The organism is Streptomyces sp. NPDC043908, assembly GCF_056435525.1.
The window spans coordinates 110414-128182 of record NZ_JBWKEI010000010.1; the positions used below are offsets into that span (position 1 = coordinate 110414).

The 17769-nt window shown below is 74.6% G+C and carries 16 protein-coding genes; 12 read left to right on the forward strand and 4 right to left on the reverse strand.

The annotated features are described in order from the left end of the window. The first annotated feature begins 143 nt into the window (after nt 1–143). The 5 genes from AC069K_RS22365 to AC069K_RS22385 all read left to right on the forward strand — a co-directional run bounded on the left by AC069K_RS22365 (nt 144) and on the right by AC069K_RS22385 (nt 5798). Entirely contained in the window at nt 144–749 is a 606-nt protein-coding gene (locus AC069K_RS22365) for a winged helix-turn-helix domain-containing protein (protein WP_478618930.1), read from the forward strand. Nucleotides 750–916: 167 nt separating this feature from the next. Next, nucleotides 917–2200 (forward strand): sensor histidine kinase, encoded by a 1284-nt coding sequence (locus tag AC069K_RS22370; protein WP_478618933.1) that lies wholly within the window; start codon nt 917–919, stop codon nt 2198–2200. Continuing rightward, nucleotides 2185–2832: a response regulator transcription factor gene (locus AC069K_RS22375; protein WP_365110107.1), complete on the forward strand. Its 648-nt coding sequence runs from the start codon at nt 2185–2187 to the stop codon at nt 2830–2832. Before AC069K_RS22370 ends, AC069K_RS22375 begins: the two co-directional genes overlap by 16 nt. Nucleotides 2833–3032: 200 nt before the next feature. Further along, nucleotides 3033–4178: a methyltransferase gene (locus AC069K_RS22380; protein ID WP_478619404.1), complete on the forward strand. Its 1146-nt coding sequence runs from the start codon at nt 3033–3035 to the stop codon at nt 4176–4178. Between the two features lie 99 nt (nt 4179–4277). After that, nucleotides 4278–5798 carry a DUF1996 domain-containing protein gene (locus tag AC069K_RS22385; protein ID WP_478618938.1) on the forward strand — a complete coding sequence of 507 codons (1521 nt, stop codon included), beginning with the start codon at nt 4278–4280 and terminating at the stop codon, nt 5796–5798. Between the two features lie 91 nt (nt 5799–5889). Here AC069K_RS22385 and AC069K_RS22390 read toward each other — a convergent pair whose 3' ends face one another. Continuing rightward, complete coding sequence (locus AC069K_RS22390) at nt 5890–6285, reverse strand: hypothetical protein (RefSeq protein WP_365110113.1); 396 nt, start codon at nt 6283–6285, stop codon at nt 5890–5892. A gap of 144 nt (nt 6286–6429) precedes the next feature. Here AC069K_RS22390 and AC069K_RS22395 point away from each other — a divergent pair, with 144 nt between their 5' ends. From AC069K_RS22395 to AC069K_RS22425, 7 genes are all read left to right on the forward strand, one after another. After that, nucleotides 6430–6666, forward strand: coding sequence for a hypothetical protein (locus AC069K_RS22395; RefSeq protein WP_365110115.1), 237 nt, complete (start codon nt 6430–6432; stop codon nt 6664–6666). Then, nucleotides 6663–7463 (forward strand): tyrosine-protein phosphatase, encoded by an 801-nt coding sequence (locus AC069K_RS22400; protein ID WP_365110118.1) that lies wholly within the window; start codon nt 6663–6665, stop codon nt 7461–7463. Before AC069K_RS22395 ends, AC069K_RS22400 begins: the two co-directional genes overlap by 4 nt. Before the next feature lie 70 nt (nt 7464–7533). Next, nucleotides 7534–9459 (forward strand): hypothetical protein, encoded by a 1926-nt coding sequence (locus tag AC069K_RS22405; protein ID WP_365110121.1) that lies wholly within the window; start codon nt 7534–7536, stop codon nt 9457–9459. A gap of 111 nt (nt 9460–9570) precedes the next feature. Then, nucleotides 9571–10458 carry a metal-dependent hydrolase gene (locus AC069K_RS22410; RefSeq protein WP_478618943.1) on the forward strand — a complete coding sequence of 296 codons (888 nt, stop codon included), beginning with the start codon at nt 9571–9573 and terminating at the stop codon, nt 10456–10458. Nucleotide 10459: 1 nt separating this feature from the next. Next, nucleotides 10460–11533, forward strand: coding sequence for a PDR/VanB family oxidoreductase (locus AC069K_RS22415; RefSeq protein ID WP_478618946.1), 1074 nt, complete (start codon nt 10460–10462; stop codon nt 11531–11533). Nucleotides 11534–11546: 13 nt separating this feature from the next. Beyond that, a complete protein-coding gene (locus AC069K_RS22420) occupies nt 11547–12248 on the forward strand; it encodes a TetR/AcrR family transcriptional regulator (protein ID WP_478618949.1) in 702 nt (233 codons plus the stop codon). A 27-nt stretch (nt 12249–12275) separates the two neighbouring features. After that, nucleotides 12276–12800, forward strand: coding sequence for an N-acetyltransferase family protein (locus AC069K_RS22425; RefSeq protein ID WP_478618952.1), 525 nt, complete (start codon nt 12276–12278; stop codon nt 12798–12800). An 82-nt stretch (nt 12801–12882) separates the two neighbouring features. Here the strand turns inward: AC069K_RS22425 and AC069K_RS22430 are convergent, their stop codons facing one another. The 3 genes from AC069K_RS22430 to AC069K_RS22440 form a co-directional block, all read right to left on the reverse strand. Then, nucleotides 12883–14925 (reverse strand): ATP-binding protein, encoded by a 2043-nt coding sequence (locus tag AC069K_RS22430; RefSeq protein WP_478618954.1) that lies wholly within the window; start codon nt 14923–14925, stop codon nt 12883–12885. A 139-nt stretch (nt 14926–15064) separates the two neighbouring features. Beyond that, a complete protein-coding gene (locus AC069K_RS22435) occupies nt 15065–16102 on the reverse strand; it encodes a LacI family DNA-binding transcriptional regulator (protein ID WP_478618957.1) in 1038 nt (345 codons plus the stop codon). Next, nucleotides 16087–17751, reverse strand: coding sequence for a glycoside hydrolase family 13 protein (locus AC069K_RS22440; RefSeq protein WP_478618960.1), 1665 nt, complete (start codon nt 17749–17751; stop codon nt 16087–16089). The genes AC069K_RS22435 and AC069K_RS22440 overlap by 16 nt, the downstream gene beginning before the upstream one ends. Nucleotides 17752–17769 lie beyond the last annotated feature (18 nt).

Sequence of the window (17769 nt, forward strand, 5' to 3'; positions counted from 1 at the left end):
CGTCAGCACCACGACTTCGACCGGGTGTGTTGCCGCGCGACGAACGCGCCGGCCCTCTAAAGCCTCCCCTCACCCGAAGGCCTTCGGCCCGCGCGCGACGACGTACGTCCCCCGACGACTCCGCGCGAAAGAGCTGACCTCTCATGGCGAACGCCCCTGTCTTCTCCACCTCCGCTGCGACCGCTGCCCGCCCCGCCCCCGTCCCGCCGGGACGCCATCGCCTCCGTGCCGTCGACCGCGACGAAGTGGCCGCCACCGGCACGGTCGCCGACTTCCTCCCGCCGGGCGCGACCTGGCTGCCCGCGCCCCCGCACACCCTGCCCTCGCTGCCCGGCCGGCCGCCGATGGTCGGCTATCTGGTCCTCCTCCCGGCCGACCAGCAGCCGCCGCTCGCCGCCGCGCCCTTCCCGGTCCCGGTGGCCGGGGAGCCGGGCGCGGACTCGGACGCGGACACGGCGGCCGGGGGCGACACGCTCGTCCGCATCGACACCGCCCGCCGCACCGCCGAGGTCGACGGCCGCACGCTCGACCTCACGTACCTCGAATTCGAGCTGCTGGCGCACTTCGTGGCGAACCCTCAGCGGGTGCACACCCGCGACCAGTTGGTGACCACGGTGTGGGGGTACGGCCACGTCGGCGACGGCCGGACCGTGGACGTCCACGTCGCCCGGCTGCGCCGCAAGCTGGGCGCCGGCCACCGCCACGCGATCCAGACGGTCCGGCGGGTGGGCTACAAGTACGCCCCCTGAGCCGCCCGCGCCCCCGGCACCTGCTCTCCCGTGACCGGCGGGAGGGCAGGATACGAGGTCAGGGGGTGGTGCCAGGTACACCCCGGCCGGGGGGACCGGCCCCGTGACCGCACCCGTGCGGCGCGGCCAGACTGGGGTCCGCAGGCACGCGGGACCCACGAAGGGGGATGAGGACGATGGTGACGCGTATACGGGCGGGGCTGCTCGCCGGCGGCAGGGGGGTCGGTCTGTCGACCAGCGCCATGGCCGTCGGGATCTTCCTGTTCACCCTGACCGTCGTGTCGATCGCCCTGATCCCCGTCGGCGTCGGGGTGTTCACCACCCCGGCCGTGCTCGACGCGGTACGGGTGTACGCCAACCGGCGCCGCGCCCTCGCCCGGGAGTGGCTGGGGATGGAGATCGCCGTGCCCTACCGGCCGCTCCCCCGCGAGCAGCGGGCCGGGGCCCTGGGTACGGCCGAGCGGTGCCGGCTGCTCCTGAAGGACCCGGCGACCTGGCGCGACCTGGAGTGGCTGTTCGTCGACATGACGGCGGGCGGCCTCGTCGCCGCGCTGGCGCCCGCGCTGCTCCTCTACAGCGTGTGGGGCACGGTGCTCGCGGCGGGCGTCTGGAAGCCGATCGACGAGGCGGGCGGCGGCCTGTGGTTCACCTTCCTCCACATCACCTCGCAGTCGACGGCCAACCTGGCGGCGGTCCTCGGCATCGCTTACGCCGTCCTCGGCCTGTGGGTGAACCCGGCCCTCATCCGGGCCAACTTCGCGATGAGCCGGTCCCTGCTCTCCCCCACCCGGGAACAGGCGCTCGCCCTGCGGGTGGAGCGCCTGACCGAGACCCGGCACGACGCCGTGGACACCTCGGCCGCCGAACTGCGCCGCATCGAGCGCGACCTGCACGACGGGGCACAGGCCCGGCTCGTCGCGGTCGGCATGAGCCTGGGGACCGTCGAGGCGCTGATCGAGAAGGACCCCGCGCAGGCCAAGGCGCTGCTCGCCCGGGCGCGCGAGTCGTCCGCCGAGGCACTGACCGAACTGCGCGACCTCGTCCGCGGCATCCACCCGCCGGTGCTGGCCGAGCGCGGTCTGGGGGACGCGGTGCGCGCGCTGGCGCTGCGCCTGCCGGTGCCGGTCGAGGTCGACGTACAACTGCCGGCCGGACGGGCGGACGCCCCGGTGGAGTCGGCCGCGTACTTCGCCGTCAGCGAGGTCCTCACCAACGCGGTCAAGCACGCCGGCGCGGACCGGATCTGGGTCGACCTGTCGTACGCGGACGACCGGGGGGCGCTGCGCGTCACCGTCACCGACGACGGGCGCGGCGGGGCGCGGGTCGGGGGCGGGTCCGGGCTGAGCGGCCTGGAGCGGCGACTGGGTACATTCGACGGCGTCCTGGCCGTCAGCAGTCCCGTGGGCGGCCCCACCATGGTGACCATGGAGATTCCTTGCGTGTTGTCCTAGCCGAAGACCTCTTCCTGCTCCGCGACGGGCTCGTACGGCTGCTGGAGGCGTTCGGCTTCGAGGTGGTCGCGGCGGTCGAGAGCGGGCCCGAACTGACCAGGGCCCTGGCCGAGTCGGAGCCGGACGTGGCGATCGTGGACGTACGGCTGCCGCCCACGCACACCGACGAGGGCCTCCAGTGCGCGCTGGCCGCGCGGCGGGTCCGGCCGGGGCTGCCGGTGCTCGTCCTGTCCCAGCACGTGGAGCAGTTGTACGCGCGCGAGCTGCTGGCCGACGGCAACGGCGGGGTCGGCTATCTGCTGAAGGACCGGGTCTTCGACGCGGAGCAGTTCGTGGACGCGGTGCGGCGGGTGGCGGGCGGGGGCACCGCGATGGACCCGCAGGTGATCTCGCAGCTCCTGTCCCGGCAGGCGCGGGAGTCGCCGGTGGGCGCTCTCACGCCGCGCGAGCTGGAGGTCATGGAGCTGGTGGCCCAGGGGCGGTCCAACGCGGCGATCGCGCAGCAGCTCGTGGTGACCGAGCGGGCGGTCGCGAAGCACACCTCCAACATCTTCGCGAAGCTGGGCCTGCCGGTGTCCGACGACGACAACCGCCGGGTGCTGGCCGTGCTGGCCTATCTCGAGCGGGCCTGAGCGGGCCTGAGCGGGCGGCCCGAGCGCGCTTCGGGTGTGCGTGGTGTACGGCCGGGGGCAGCGGGCGGCGGGAGCGCAGTTTCCCGCGCCCCCGGGGACGGGCCCGTGCCCCGGCCACCGGCGGCGGCCCGGGCGCCCCGCGCGCGCGGGTGGCGCGGGGCGTGGGTCCCGGCGGGTTAGCCTGGCAAGCAATGAATCCGATGACCACGCCCTGGGGCGCGTACGAGCTGACCCGTTTTCCCGAGGACCCGCGCGACCAGCTGCGAGCCTGGGACGCCGCCGACGAGTATCTGCTGCGGCATCTGGAGGGCATCGGCCTCTCGGGGTCCGTGGTCGCCCTCGGGGACCGCTGGGGCGCCCTGACGACCGCCCTCGCGGGCCGGGGCGCGGGCTCGCTCACCCAGATCAGCGAGTCGTTCCTGGGCCAGGAGGCGACCCGGGCCAACCTCGCGCGGGCGGGGGTGCCGGAGGGGTCCGTCACGCTGCTGTCCACCCACGACGAGCCGCCCGCCCGGGTGGACGCGCTGCTGGTGCGCGTACCGAAGAGCCTGGCCCTCCTGGAGGACCAGCTGCACCGGCTCGCGCCCGCCGTGCACGCGGACACCGTGGTCGTCGGCGCCGGCATGGTGAAGGACATCCACACCTCCACCCTGAACCTCTTCGAGCGCCTGCTCGGCCCGACGAAGACCTCGCTGGCCGAGAAGAAGGCCCGGCTGATCTTCTGCGAGCCGGACCCGGACCTGGCCCGGCCGGTGAACCCGTGGCCGCTGACGTACTCGCTGGAGATGGGCATCGGGCCCGCCTCCGGGCTCGCCGTCACCAACTACGCGGGCGTGTTCTGCGCCGACCGCCTCGACATCGGCACCCGCTTCCTGCTCCAGCACCTGCCCACGCGTACGGGCCCGGACCGGGTCGTCGACCTCGGCTGCGGCAACGGCATCGTGGGGACGGCGGCGGCGCTCGCCAACCCCGAGGCGCACGTGGTGTTCACCGACGAGTCGCACCAGGCGATCGCCTCGGCCCGCGCGACCTTCCGGCTCTGCGCGGGCGCGGCGCGGGAGGCCGACGCCGAGTTCCGGCTCGGCGACGGGCTGAGCGGGTTCCCGCCGGGCACGGCCGACCTGGTGCTCAACAACCCGCCGTTCCACACCCACCAGGCGACCACCGACCGCACCTCCACGCGGATGTTCACGGACGCGCGCGAGGCGCTGCGGCCGGGCGGTGAGCTGTGGGTCGTCGGCAACCGGCACCTGGGCTACCACCTCAAGCTCCAGCGGCTCTTCGGCAACAGCGAACTCGTCGCCAGCGACCCGAAGTTCGTGGTGTTGCGCGCGGTCAAGCGCTGACCGGTGTTCCTGGAGATACCTACGAAAAAGCCGGGGCGTTGAACGCCCCACGCGCCCCTTGCGTATGGAACGACGCGCTGCTTCAAGCGAAGGAGTTCCATGGGACGCTCAATACGAAAACGGCCGACCTTCCCTCGGCGGATGACGATGGCCGCCGCGGCACTCTTCATCGGTGGGGGCGGCCTTGTCGCGGTGAATGTGTACGCCTCGGCGAGTGACGATCCGGGAAAGGCCCAGGTACGGGCCGCCCCGGTGACGAACGCGTCGACGATCGACTGCCCGGACGTGTCCAACAGCCTTCCGGACGTGCCGGAACCGGCCCGCCCCGAGGTGGACCGGGAACTGGCGGCCATCGATACGCAGATCACCGACGCCTACGAGAAGTTCGCCTCGAACAAGGACCAGGTCGACCGCGATCCCGGCTATGCCCAGCAAGCCGTACTGGGCCCGCTGAAGGACAAGCGGACGGCGTCGCTCGACCGGATCGCGGTGGCGGTCGGCCGCAGCGGCGGACACCAGCCGCAGGGCATGCAGGGCCTCGCGCCGTGCACCCTGCGCGCGGACGACGACGCCAGGGGCGGGGGCGGCGGACAAGCCGCCGCAGGGGCCCAGAACCAGGGCCAGAACCAAGGCCAGGGTCAATGGCCTGGTCAGGGCCAGAACCAGGGCCAGAACCAGGGCCAGAACCAGGGGCAGGGCCAAGGTCAGGGCCAGAACCAGGGGCAGAACGTCGGGAACGGGCCCGTGAAGAGCGACTTCGTCGACATCCGTTCCGTACGGCCGAACGTCCAGGCCCCCCGCACCCAGCGCAACGGCTCGACCGGGTTCTTCACCAGCAGCTGCGGCGTCAACCAGAACGCCAAGCGGAACCCCGACAACGTCATCGTCGCGCCGGGCGTGAGCAATGGCGCCCACCATATGCACGACTACGTCGGAAACCAGGCGACCGACGCCTTCTCCAGCGACGCCGATCTGGCCAGGGGCGGCACCAGTTGCCGCAATCAGGGCGACAAGTCCACCTATTACTGGCCCGTCCTGCGCCTTCAGAACGGGCAGAACGAGAACGACGCCAACGCGGACGGCGGCGGCCGGGACAAGAACGTCGGAAAGATCCAGACGCCCTCCCAGGTGACCATCAAGCTCGCCGGAAATCCCGTCAGCAAGGTCACCGCCATGCCGCGCTTTCTGCGGATCATCACCGGCGACGCGAAGGCCTTCACCAACGGCAACGCGAATGCCAACGCGTCCTGGAGCTGCACCGGATTCGAGAACCGCCAGCTCAAGGAGAAGTACCCGATCTGCCCCCAGGGCAGCAAAGTCGTCCGCACCTTCAATTTCCAGAGCTGCTGGGACGGGAAGAACACGGACAGCGCGAACCACCGGACGCATGTGGCCTTCGCCGGCCGGAACGGTGCGTGCCCGCGCGGCTTCAAGGCGATCCCGCAGCTCCAGCAGCGGATCGTGTACGCCGTGCCGCCGGGCCCCGGGTTCGCCGTCGACTCCTTCCCCGAGCAGCTCCACAAGCCAGTCACCGATCACGGTGACTTCATCAACGTCTTCAGCGACTCGCTGATGAGGAAGGCGGTGACCTGCATCAACACGGGGCGCAGCTGCGCCTGACCGACAGGGCGCGCACGCGCCTGGAAACACCCGCTCCCCCTGATGGGCTCCCCCGGGTCACCCCACCCGGGGGAGCACGCACACTGCGCGGTCAGCTCATGTGGTGGTGTCCGGAATGGTTGGTCCCGGTCTCGACACTCCCACCGAGCCGGCCGCGCAGTGCGTCGACCACGCTCTCGTCGCCCACGGCGACCCACTTGCGGCCCACCAGATAGGCGCCGCCGTAGTCCTTGGCTCCGTTGATCCACTCCCGCTGGCCCCGGTCCGTGGCGAAGGTCGCCAGGACGTACCGGCCGTCCGCGGTGTCGCAGTTGGCCTGCCGGAGCTCGGCCGCGTCGGTGGAGATCTTCGGCTTGCAGGCGGCCTGGGCCGCTATCTCTTCGAGGGTTCCGCCGGCCGTCTTGGGCGCGTCGTGGCCGCCCCCGCCGCAGCCCGCGGCTAGGGTCACGACCGCGGCTGCCAGGGCCGCTCGTACAAGGGTGCGCATACCTCCATCGTGCCTTCAACCACCCCCTCCCCGTGGGCATTTGGCCATTTCAGTGGCCCCGTGACCCGACAGTCGCCACGCCGTCACCGTGCGCTCCGCAGGCGCCTGCCGGCGCCCCCCGACGACACGAGGAGCACCGAGACCGTGACCGTGAAGCCGAGCCCGCCGACCCCCGTGGAACCCGCCGAGGCGTACGGCGCCGGGCCCGGCGGAAGCCCCCGGCCCGGGCCCGCCGCCGGGGCGGCACACCCCGCGCACGCGGCCCCGGCTCCCTCCGCGGTCGCACACCCACTTGACAGCGGCACCGGCCGCACCGACCTCTGCACCGACCTGGCGGCCCGCGCCCGGCCGCCCCTGCCCCAGGAGTGCGTCCGCCCATGACCGCGATCCCCGCCACCAGCGTCGCCAACCTCCGCGATCTCGGCGGTACGCCGCTCGCCGGGGGCCGTACGGTCCGGTCCGGCCTGGTCTTCCGGGCCGGGGCGCTCGACCGGTTCGACCCGGCCGGCGACCCGGCGGTGGCCGGGCTCGGGCTCCGTACCGTCGTCGACCTCCGTACGGACGCCGAGCGCGCCGAGCGGCCCGACCGGCTGCCGGACGGGGCGCGGCTGGTCGTCGCGGACGCGCTGGCCGACGCGGTGAGCGCCCACGGGGCGCCCCCGGCCGCCCGGCTGCGGCGGGTGCTGGCCGACCCGGTGGCGGCCGAGCAGCACCTCGGCGGCGGCCGGGCGCGGACGGTCTTCGAGGACCTCTACCGGGGGCTGGTGACGTCGGCGTCGGCCCGGGCCGCGTACGGGACGCTGCTGCGGGAGCTGGCGGAAGAGGGGGCGGGGCCGCTGCTCTTCCACTGCACGGCGGGCAAGGACCGTACGGGGTGGGGGGCGACGGTGCTGCTGTCGCTGCTGGGGGCGGAGCGGGAGGTGGTGGAGCGGGAGTACCTGGCGGTGAACGCGGCGGTGCGGCAGGCGTTCGCGCCGCTGGTCGAGGGGTTCACGGCGCAGGGCGGCGACCCGGAGGTGGCCCTGGCGGTGATCGGGGTGGTGCCGGAGTACCTGGCGGCGGGCCTGGAGGAGGTGGCGTCGCGGTACGGGTCGATGGAGGCGTACGCGCGGGACGGTCTCGGGGTGGACGACGGGGCGCTCGGGCGCCTGCGTGCCCGGCTGACGAGCGCCCCCTGAGCCGGGCGCGGCCCCACGGGCGGGGACCGGGCGGCGACGGGCGCGGTGACCATCCCACGATTCGCTCGTTTTGCTGAACGTGGCCCCGCCCCAGGACATCCTCACCCGCCCCACCCCCGTCGGCATCGAGCAGGCCGAAGCCGCTCTCGTGGAGCACTATCCCCGGCTGACCCGGCTCGCCTACCTCGTGCTGCCGCCCTCCCTCGGGCGCAACCGCCGGGTGCTGACCGCGCACGCGCTGGTGCAGCGCTCGCTGCCCCGGGGCCGCGCCGCCACCCGGGCGGCGATCCCGGCGCCCCGGCGCGGCGACCCGGGGTACGGGTTCGTGCGGCGCCAGGTCGTGCGGCAGGCGCTGGAGGCCGGGCTGCCGCTGCGGCGGCGGGCGTGGCCCAAGCGGGCGCAGTTGCCGCCGGTGCTGCCGCAGGTGTGGGGGCTGCGGCTGTTCCCCCGCTCCGGCGGGGCGGACGAACTCGCCCTGGACCAGCGGCTCTCCGCGCTCAGCGGGCCCGCGCGGGCCGCCTTCGTGCTGCGCGGCCTGGACCGGCTGAGCGACGCGGAGGTGCGCAGGGAGCTCGACGCCGTGGGGGTCGAGGACGCCGGCGCCGCCGTGGAGGAGGCGGGTGAGCCCGGCGCCGCGGCGGCGCTCCTGGAGGCCGCCGAGTTCGACCCCTGCTCGCTCCAGGCCCGGCCCACCGACCTGATGCGCCGCCGCCAGCACCTGCGCGCCGCCCTGGTCGCCGCCGCGGCGCTGGCGGTCTGCGGCACGCTGCTCGGGCTGCCGGGCGACGGCTGGGGCCCGGACGGCGCCGCCGCGCCGCCGTACGCGCGCAATCCCGCCGCCGAGGCCGCCCTCGACCCGAGCCGGGTCGTCCGGGTGGACGCGGGGGTGTGGCGCACCTCGGCCCGCACCGACTTCTCCGTCTGGCCCGCCCGGGGCTCCCTCACCGGCGACAGCGCGCTGCTGCGGCGCGCGCTCGCCGTCTGGGCGCGGCCGGGCCGCTCCGTGCAGGTCTCCGCCACGCCGAGGACGCCCTCGGGTCCGCCGATGGGCGCGCCCCAGCTGCTGTACGCGGGCAAGGTCGACCGGGCCTCGGTGGTGCTCTTCTACGACGGTCTGCGGGTCGCCCGGTACGCGGAGCCGCTGGACGGCACCGCGGGCGCGGCACTCGACTTCGCGCGCGTGGACGGCGCGGACGCCGCGTCCGCCGGGGCGCTGGTGGTCGGCCGCACCGACGGCAACGTGCGCTATCTGACCGCCCCCTGGGTGCGCGAGGCGGCCGTGCGGGACCTGCTCGACCCGGCGGCGGCCCCCCGCCCGCTGGTCCGTGACGGGGACGGCGTGACCGTCCCGCTGGTCTCGCCCGCGCAGGCCCGCGACTGCGCCTCCTGGGACGTGCTCCAACTGCGCGAGGACGGCGGCAACGCGGCCGCGCGGCTCCTCACCGACCTCGGCGAGCTCGCGCCCGCCCGCCTCACCTGGGGGCCGCCGGACGCGCCCAGGGACGTCACCGGCACCGCCGCCCGCGAGGCCTGGGCCCGTACCGCCTGCCTGCTCCCCACGGTCCGCTCGCACGGCGTCCGGACGGTGAACGCCTGGCAGTACGCGCGGCAGCCGCTGCCCGAGGCCAACGGGACCGCCGCCTGGCTCTGCACCCGGGCCGACACCTGGTCCGGCACGGACAGCAGGGTGCTCGCCCAGTTCCAGGCGCCGGGGGCGCCGAAGGGCACCGCGGGCGCGGTCGCCGCGCGCGCCGACGACAGCGCCGCCTGCGGCACGCACCGGCCGCAGGTGCTGGCCGGGGTGCTGTGGAAGTCCCGGGGCGGGCACTGGTACGTGCTGGCCGCGGGCAGCGAGGACCTGGTCAAGGTGGCCGTCTCCGGCGGTGTCGAGGCGGCCGAGCGCGGCCATCTCCTCGCGGTGCGCACCCAGGAGGGCGCCCGCGCCCAGCTGGGCGGGCGCCTCGCGGACGGCACCGAGGTCACCGCCCTGCGCTGAGCCCGGGCGGGCGGGGGCGGGCCGGGGGCGGGGGGGATCCGCACCGGATTCGTCCGGACAACTCCGCGCAGACCCCTGTTCCCGATGCTTACCCGTCAGTACATTGACGCCATGTCTAATACGCCGCAGCCCGCTCCGGTGGTCTCGGAGCACCAGGAGCTCAAGGCCAGGAACGTCTCGTTCGCCTGGGAGGAGACGCCGCTCCACTGGATACCCGGCGACCCGTTCACCGGGCACACCATCAACGTGCTGCATCTGCTGCTCCCGGCGGGCGAGCGCTGGTTCGTGCACGTGTACAAGCAGGTGCTGCCGTACATACGCGACGAGCGGCTGCGCGAGGACGTCATCGGGTTCATCGGCCAGGAGGCCACGCACGCCGCGGCCCACGACGACGTGCTCCCCCACCTCAAGGTGCTCGGCCTCGACCCCACCCCGTACACCGCGCAGGTCGACTGGCTCTTCGAGAAGCTCCTCGGCGACCGGACGCTGCCTCCGGGGCGGGCGCGCCGGTGGTGGCTGATGGAGCGGGTCGCCACCATCGCGGCGATCGAGCACTACACGGCGTTCCTGGGCGACTGGATCCTCAACGCGGACACCCTGGACGCGCGCGGCGCCGACGCGGTGATGCTGGACCTGCTGCGCTGGCACGGCGCCGAGGAGGTCGAGCACCGCTCGGTCGCCTTCGACCTCTTCCAGCACGTCGACGGCGGCTACCGGCGCCGGGTGCGGACCTGGGCGACCGCGTTCACCGCGCTGGTCTTCCTCTGGCAGCGCGGCGCCCGCTTCTTCATGGAGAACGACCCCACGCTTGCGGACGGCAAGGCCACGTTCGGCGCCTTCCTGCGCTCCGGACGGCAGGGCACGCTGCCGACCGCCGGGGCGATGGCGCGCTCGATCCCGCGCTATCTCAGCCGTACGTACCACCCCTCGCAGGAGGGTTCGACCGCGCAGGCCGTGGCTTATCTGGCGAGCTCGCCCGGCGCCAACGGAGGCCGCTGACATGCCGCGCACGAGCTCCGTGGTGCTGGCCGCGGGGGCGGCGCTGCTGGTGCGGCGGACGGTGCGCCGCCGGATCGCCGCCTCCCCGCTGTGGCCGCTGCCCGCGCTGGAGACGCCCGTGTCGGGGCAGGGCGGGCGCAGGGCCGCCTCGCTGCGGCTCACCGTCGCCGAACGGGCCGTGCCCGCCGAGGGCGTGGCGCTGCTGCGGCTCGCCTCGCCGACGGGCGCGCCGCTGCCCGCGTGGCGGCCGGGCGCCCATCTCGACCTGCTGCTGCCGTCCGGCCTCGTCCGGCAGTACTCGCTCTGCGGCGACCCGGCCGACCGCTCCGCCTACACCGTCGCCACCCGGCTGATCGAGGACGGGCGGGGCGGCTCGCGCGAAGTCCACGAGCTGCTGCGCGAGGGCACCGGACTGGTCGTGCGCGGGCCGCGCAACCGCTTCCCGCTGACCGCGGCGCCCTCGTACGCGTTCGTCGCCGGCGGCATCGGCATCACCCCGGTGCTGCCCATGCTGCGGGCCGTCGAGGCGGCGGGCGGCGCGTGGCGGCTGCTGTACGGGGGCCGGTCGCGGGCCTCCATGCCGTTCCTGGACGAGATCGAGAAGCTGGGGGCGGGGGACGGGCGGGTCACCGTGGTGCCGGGGGACGAGGCCGGACTGCCCGATGTGGCCGCCTTCCTGGCCGGTACGGACGAGGGCGCGGCGGTGTACTGCTGCGGCCCCGAGCCGCTGATGGACGCCGTGGCGGCGGCCCTGCCCGAGGGGCGGGCCCTCCATCTGGAGCGGTTCACGCCCGGCGCCGGCACCGCGCAGCTCGGCACCTTCGAGGTCGAACTGCGCCGCACGGGCCGCACGCTCACCGTCCCGGCGGGCCTCTCGGTGCTCGCCACGGTCCGCGAGGAGCTGCCTCACCTCTCGTACTCGTGCGAGCAGGGTTTCTGCGGAACCTGTCAACAGCGGGTCCTGGAGGGCGAGGTGGACCACCAGGACGAGCTGCTCACGGACGCGGAGCGCGAGGACTCCATGCTGATCTGCGTCTCCCGCTGCCGGGGACGGAAACTCGTGCTCGACCTGTAGGTACCCTGTTCGCATGACGACCGGGGTGCGGCGCAGGATGGGCGTCGAAGAGCGCAGGCGGCAGCTGATCGGGGTCGCGCTGGAGCTGTTCAGCCACCGCTCCCCCGACGACGTGTCCATCGACGAGATAGCGGCGGCGGCCGGGATATCCCGGCCGCTCGTCTACCACTACTTCCCCGGCAAGCAGAGCCTGTACGAGGCGGCGCTGCGGATGGCCGCCGACGAGCTGGCGGCCCGGTTCGTCGAGCCGCACGAGGGGCCGCTGGGGGCCCGGCTGCTGCGGGTGATGGGCCGCTTCTTCGACTTCGTCGAGGGCCACGGCCCGGGCTTCGCCGCGCTGATGCGGGGCGGCCCCGCGGCCTCGGCGGGCAACTCGACCACCGCCAACGCCATGATCGACGAGGTGCGGCACGCCGCCTACCTCCAGATCCTCGCCCACCTCGGCGTCCAGGACCCGCCCGCCCGGCTGGAGTTGGTGGTGCGCTCCTGGGTCTCGCTCGCCGAGTGCACGGCTCTGATCTGGCTGGACGGCCGCCGTATCCCGCGCGCCGAGCTGGAGTTGCAGCTGGTCCACGACTTCGCGGCGCTGGCGGCGGTGAGCGCGGCCTACGACGAGGAGATGGCGGCGGTGGTCCTGCGGATGCTCGCGGACGAGCCGGCGGACGGCCCGTTCGGGGACCTGGTGAGCCGGCTGACGGCCCTGGCGCCCCGCTGAATCCGCCGGGCCCTTACGTTGATCACCATGACGACACCCGCGGAGACGCTCTCCTTCCGCCTCGCCTTTGACGAGGACCTGCCCACGCTCGTGGCGCTGTACGACGGCGCCGCCCGCTGGATGCGGGACAGCGGCATCGACCAGTGGCGGCCCGGCGAGAGGGACGCGGACCACTTCCGCCGGCGCATCGCCGAGGGCGAGGTCTGGCTGGCGCTGACCGCCGACGGGCGGGCGGCCGGGGCGTACGAGCTGTGGTGGCGCGACGAGCCCGCCTGGGGCGTGCGGCCGCCGGAGGCGGGCTATGTGCACCGGCTGATGACGGACCGCGCGCTGGCCCCCGCCGGGACCGGCCGGGCCCTGCTCGCCCACGCCGAGCGGCGCATCGCGGCGGCCGGGCGCCCGCTGTCCCGCCTGGACTTCAAGGCCTCGAGCCCCGGGCTGCGCGCCTACTACGAGCGGGCCGGGTACGCGGTGGCGGGCGAGCAGCCCTTCAAGGAGGGCGGGGGCGGCAGCGGCTACGCCGTCGTCCTCATGGAGAAGCGGCTCGGCTGAACCGCGCGCGGCGCACCGCCCAAGCCGTCCCCGTGAGCCGCGGCGGGACGTCCACGCGGGAGAGCGTGGGCCGCCCCCGGGGTCACCCCCCCTGGGCGAAGTCACCCTTGAGGGCGTGGCTGAGCCCCTGGTCGAGCCCGGCGCGCACCCCCCGGTGGAAGGCGCTGTCGTACGCCTGGTCGCCCAGCGCGGCCCTGGCCCGGCGCTCGCACTCCTCGCGGACGGCGGTGAGCCGGGGCGCGCCCATCTGGGCCTTGCCGACGGTACGCCAGTACTCCTGCCCGATGCCGAGGACCAGGGCGCCCTCCTCGCCGTCGCCCCGCGCGGCGAGCGCGCAGGCGAGCAGGTCGAGGCCGAGGGCGATGCCGAAGCTGTCGTGGAGCAGCCGTTTGCCGGCCAGCATGGCGCGGGCGTGCTCGGCGGCCTCGGTGGCGCGGCCCAGCTCCAGCGCGATGACGGCGAGCGTGTAGTCGGCGTACGCCCGCAGCCAGCGCTCCCCGCGGCTCGCGCACTCGTCGCGCAGCCAGGTGGCCTCGGCGGCGGCCTCCTCGTGGCGGCCCAGGTTGGCGAGGGCGTAGACGCGGACGAGCGCGCACAGGGCGAGTCCGGGCGAGAACGCCACGGCGGCCGCGTCGATGGCGGGGGTGCAGACGTCGAGGGCGCCCTCCGCGTCGCCGGGCATCAGGACGGCGACGCCGAGCAGGTAGGCGGCGCGCAGCCGGGACTCGGGGTCCGTGGCGCGGGCGACGGACCGCCGGCCGTGGCGCAGCGCGGTCTCCAGGTCGCCCTGGAGGAGGGCGATGGCGCCGAGCGCCCACTCGGCGCGGTCGCGATGGTGGCCGGGGCCGGGGACGAGGTCGAGGGCGCGCTCCAGATAGCCGCGGCCCTCGTGCAGATGGCCGCAGCAGAACCAGAAGAACCAGAGCGAGGCGGCCAGGTCGAGCGCGGCGCCGGGGTCGTGGGCGAGCAGGTGCTCCAGGGCCGCGCGCAGATCGGCCTGTTCGCCTTCCAGCCGTTCGTACCACTCGACCTGCTCCGGGCCCAGCCAGGCGGTCTCCGCGGCGCGGACCAGCCGGCGGCAGCGCTCGGCGTGCCGGCGGGCCACGGCCGTCTCCTCGCCGAGTTCGCCGAGCCACTGGCGGCCGTACTCGCGGATGGTGTCGAGCATCCGGTAGCCGGTCCGGCCGCGGTGCGCGCCGGGCCGGACGACGGACTTGGCGGCGAGACCGGCGAGCGCGGGGCCGACGGCCTCGGGGGCGAGCGGGCCGCCCGCGGCGACGTCCTGGGCGGCCGCGAGGTCGAAACCGCCCGCGAAGACGGAGAGCCGGGCCCACAGCAGCCGTTCCAGCGGGGCGCACAGCTCGTGGCTCCAGCCGATGGCGGTGCGCATGGTCTGGTGCCGGGGCAGCCGGTCGGACCGGGTGTCGGTGAGGATCTCGAAGCGGGAGTCGAGCCGTTCGGCCAGTTGCTCGACGCTCCACAGGCGCAGCCGGGCACCGGCGAGTTCGATGGCGAGGGGGATGCCGTCGAGTCTGCGGCAGACGGCGGCGGCGGCCTCGGCGCGGGCGGGAGCCTCGAAGGACTTCAGCGACAGGTGCGGCACGGCGTCCACGGCGCGCTGCTTGAAGAGGGTGAGGGCCGCGCCGCCGGGCGGCAGGGGCCCGAGCGGGAAGACGTGTTCCTCGGGGCGTCCCAGGGGCTGCCTGCTGGTGGCGAGGACGGTGAGCCCGGGCGAGGTCTGGAGCAGTTCGCCGATGAGGTGGCCGCACGCGGAGACGAGGTGTTCGCAGGTGTCGAGGACCAGGAGCAGGCGTTGGTCGGCGAGCCGTCCGCACAGCGCCTCGGCGGCGCTGCGGGCGCTCTGGTCGGTGACGCCCAGGTGGTCGGCGACGGTGGCGTCGAGCAGGTCGGGGTCGCAGAGCGGGGACAGCTCGACCCACCACACCCCGTCGGGGCAGAAGGCGCGGCGGCCGCGGGCGCCGCGCAGGGCGAGCCGGGATTTGCCCACGCCGCCCGGGCCGGTGACCGTGACCAGCCGGTGGTCGCGCAACAGGCCGTCCAGGGTGGCCAGTTCCGCCGACCGGCCCACGAAGCTCGTGGTCTCCGCTGGAAGATTCCCCAACACGGGCACAGTCTGGACCAGACGATCGCCCACTCCCGCCACGAAGGCCCGGTTCAACGGGAAACAGTCGCAATGAGGCCAGGAATGATCAGGTCGACGCCACTTCTGAACGTACGAAGAGCATCGGATGGTCGTCTGCCGGTCAGTCCCGTACGCGCGCGGTGGACCCCCGCACCACCAGCTCCGGCTGGAACACGAACTCCGTCCGCTGCACCGGATTCCCCCGGATCTCCTCCAGGAGCGCCCCCACCGCGGCCGCCGCCATCGCCCGCACCGGCTGGCGCACGGTGGTCAGCGGCGGGTCGGTGAAGGCGATCAGCCGCGAGTCGTCGAAGCCCACCACCGACACCTGGCCGGGCACCGCCAGCCCGCGCTCGCGCGCCGCGCGCACCGCCCCGAGCGCCATCATGTCGCTGGCGCACACCACTCCCGTACACCCCTGGTCGAGCAGCGTGCCCGCCGCCACCTGGCCGCCCTCGACGCCGAAGAGGGTGTGCCCGATGTACGCGGCGGCCTCCTCGGCCCGCAGCCCGAACCGCTCTCCCAGCGCGGCCGTGAACCCCTCGGCCTTGCGCCGCGAGGGCACATACCGCGCCGGACCGGCCGCCAGACCGATCCGGGTGTGGCCGAGGTCGGCGAGATGGCCCACCGCCATCGTCATCGCCGCACGGTCGTCGGGTGAGACGAAGGGGGCGGGGATCCGTTCGTTGTACCCGTTGACCAGCACGAACGGCACCCCGCGCTCGGTCAGCGCCAGATAGCGGGCGGGGTCGGCGGCGGTGTCGGCGTGCAGCCCCGACAGGAACACGATGCCGTTGACCCCGCGCTCCTCCAGCTGCTCGACCAGCTCGTCCTCGGTCACCCCGCCGGGCAGCTGGGTGCAGAGCACCGGGGTGTAGCCGTGCCCGGCCAGCACCTGCTCCACGGCCTGGGCGAAGGCCGGGAAGATGGGGTTGGTGAGTTCCGGGGTGACCAGGCCGACCAGGCCGGCGCTGCGGTGGCGCAGCCGTGCGGGCCGCTCCCAGCCGAGGACGTCCAGGGCCGCGAGCACCCGCTGGCGGGTGGCGTCGGCGACACCCGGGCGCCCGTTGAGCACCCGGCTGACCGTGGCCTCGCTGACGGCCGCCTGGGAGGCGATGTCGGCGAGGCGCGGCCCGGCGTCGGTCACACCGCCCACCACACGGTGGTGTCGGCGTCGAGTACGAACTCCTCGCCCTCCACGAGGACGTCGCCGCCCGCGCTGGAGAGCAGGACCTTCCCGCTCTCGGGCGCGGGCAGCCGGACCGGCTCGCCGGTGAGGTTGACCGTGCAGACGAACCCCTCGCGGGCGAAGGCGAGGACGCCCTCGGGGGCCTCCAGCCAGCGGACGGCGTCGCCCCTGCCGAGGCCCGGGTGCGCGCGGCGGGCGGCGAGGGCCGCGCGGTAGAGCTCCAGGGTGGAGCCGGGGTCACCGGTCTGGGCCTCGACGGAGAGCGCGCCCCAGCCGGCGGGCTGCGGCAGCCAGCTGCCGCCGCTGCCGAAGCCGTACGAGGGTCCCTCCTGGGTCCACGGGATGGGCACCCGGCAGCCGTCGCGGAAGCCGTCCTGGCCCTCGGCGCGGAAGAAGGACGGGTCCTGGCGCACCTCGTCGGGCAGATCGGTGACGTCGGGCAGGCCCAGCTCCTCGCCCTGGTAGAGGTAGGCGGAGCCGGGCAGCGCCAGCATCAGCAGCGTCGCGGCCCGCGCCCGGCGCAGCCCCAGCTCACGGTCGCCCGGCGTGCGCAACTGGGTGCCCAGGCCCGGCGGGTTGGCGAAGCGGGTGGCGTGCCGGGTGACGTCGTGGTTGGAGAGCACCCAGGTCGCGGGCGCGCCGACCGGGCGCATCGCGGCGAGCGAGACGTCGATGACGTCCCGCAGCGCGGCCGCGTCCCACGGGGCGCCCAGGTACTGGAAGTTGAAGGCCTGGTGGAGCTCGTCGGGGCGTACGTAATGGGCCGTACGCTCCACGGTGGGCGTCCACGCCTCGGCGACGGCTATGCGCTCGCCGGGGTACTCGTCGAGGATCAGCCGCCAGGAGCGGTAGATCTCGTGGACTCCGTCCTGGTCGAAGAACGGCATGACATCGTTGCCGAGCAGCTTGAGCTGCTCGCTGCCGCCGATGTCGGGCAGCCCGGCCGCCTTGACCAGCCCGTGGGCGACGTCGACGCGGAACCCGTCGACGCCCATGTCCAGCCAGAACCGCAGGATCGAGCGGAACTCGTCGGCGACGGCCGGGTGCTCCCAGTTGAAGTCCGGCTGCTCCGGGGCGAACAGGTGCAGGTACCACTCGCCGTCCTCGGTACGGGTCCACGCCGGCCCGCCGAAGATGGACTCCCAGTCGTTGGGCGGCAGCTCGCCGCTGTCGCCGCGCCCCGGGCGGAAGTGGTACCGCGCCCGCAGCGGCGATCCCGGGCCCTCCCGCAGGGCCCGCTTGAACCACTCGTGCTGGTCGGAGGAGTGGTTGGGGACGAGGTCGACGATGATGCGCAGCCCGAGGTCGTGGGCGTCGCGGATCAGGGCGTCGGCGTCGTGCAGGGTGCCGAACATCGGGTCGATGGCGCGGTAGTCGGCGACGTCGTAGCCGGCGTCGGCCTGCGGGGAGGCGTAGAAGGGAGAGAGCCAGACGGCGTCGACACCGAGGTCGCGCAGGTACGGGAGGCGGGCGCGGACGCCGTTGAGGTCACCCATCCCGTCGCCGTCGGCGTCGGCGAAGCTGCGCGGATAGACCTGGTAGATCACGGCGTCCTGCCACCAGCCGGTGCGGGTGGGCCCGGTGGGGGTGGTGGCGGGGGCGGTGAGGTGCGGGGTCATGTTGTCCCTGGGTCCTGG

Excerpts from the sequence above, each read along its gene's own strand:
- AC069K_RS22410 (WP_478618943.1), top strand. The coding sequence starts at position 9,571 with ATGTCTAATACGCCGCAGCCCGCTCCGGTGGTCTCGGAGCACCAGGAG.
- AC069K_RS22420 (WP_478618949.1), top strand. The coding sequence starts at position 11,547 with ATGACGACCGGGGTGCGGCGCAGGATGGGCGTCGAAGAGCGCAGGCGG.
- AC069K_RS22400 (WP_365110118.1), top strand. The coding sequence starts at position 6,663 with ATGACCGCGATCCCCGCCACCAGCGTCGCCAACCTCCGCGATCTCGGC.
- AC069K_RS22390 (WP_365110113.1), bottom strand. The coding sequence starts at position 6,285 with ATGCGCACCCTTGTACGAGCGGCCCTGGCAGCCGCGGTCGTGACCCTA.
- AC069K_RS22415 (WP_478618946.1), top strand. The coding sequence starts at position 10,460 with ATGCCGCGCACGAGCTCCGTGGTGCTGGCCGCGGGGGCGGCGCTGCTG.
- AC069K_RS22385 (WP_478618938.1), top strand. The coding sequence starts at position 4,278 with ATGGGACGCTCAATACGAAAACGGCCGACCTTCCCTCGGCGGATGACG.
- AC069K_RS22440 (WP_478618960.1), bottom strand. The coding sequence starts at position 17,751 with ATGACCCCGCACCTCACCGCCCCCGCCACCACCCCCACCGGGCCCACC.
- AC069K_RS22370 (WP_478618933.1), top strand. The coding sequence starts at position 917 with ATGAGGACGATGGTGACGCGTATACGGGCGGGGCTGCTCGCCGGCGGC.
- AC069K_RS22425 (WP_478618952.1), top strand. The coding sequence starts at position 12,276 with ATGACGACACCCGCGGAGACGCTCTCCTTCCGCCTCGCCTTTGACGAG.
- AC069K_RS22380 (WP_478619404.1), top strand. The coding sequence starts at position 3,033 with ATGACCACGCCCTGGGGCGCGTACGAGCTGACCCGTTTTCCCGAGGAC.
- AC069K_RS22365 (WP_478618930.1), top strand. The coding sequence starts at position 144 with ATGGCGAACGCCCCTGTCTTCTCCACCTCCGCTGCGACCGCTGCCCGC.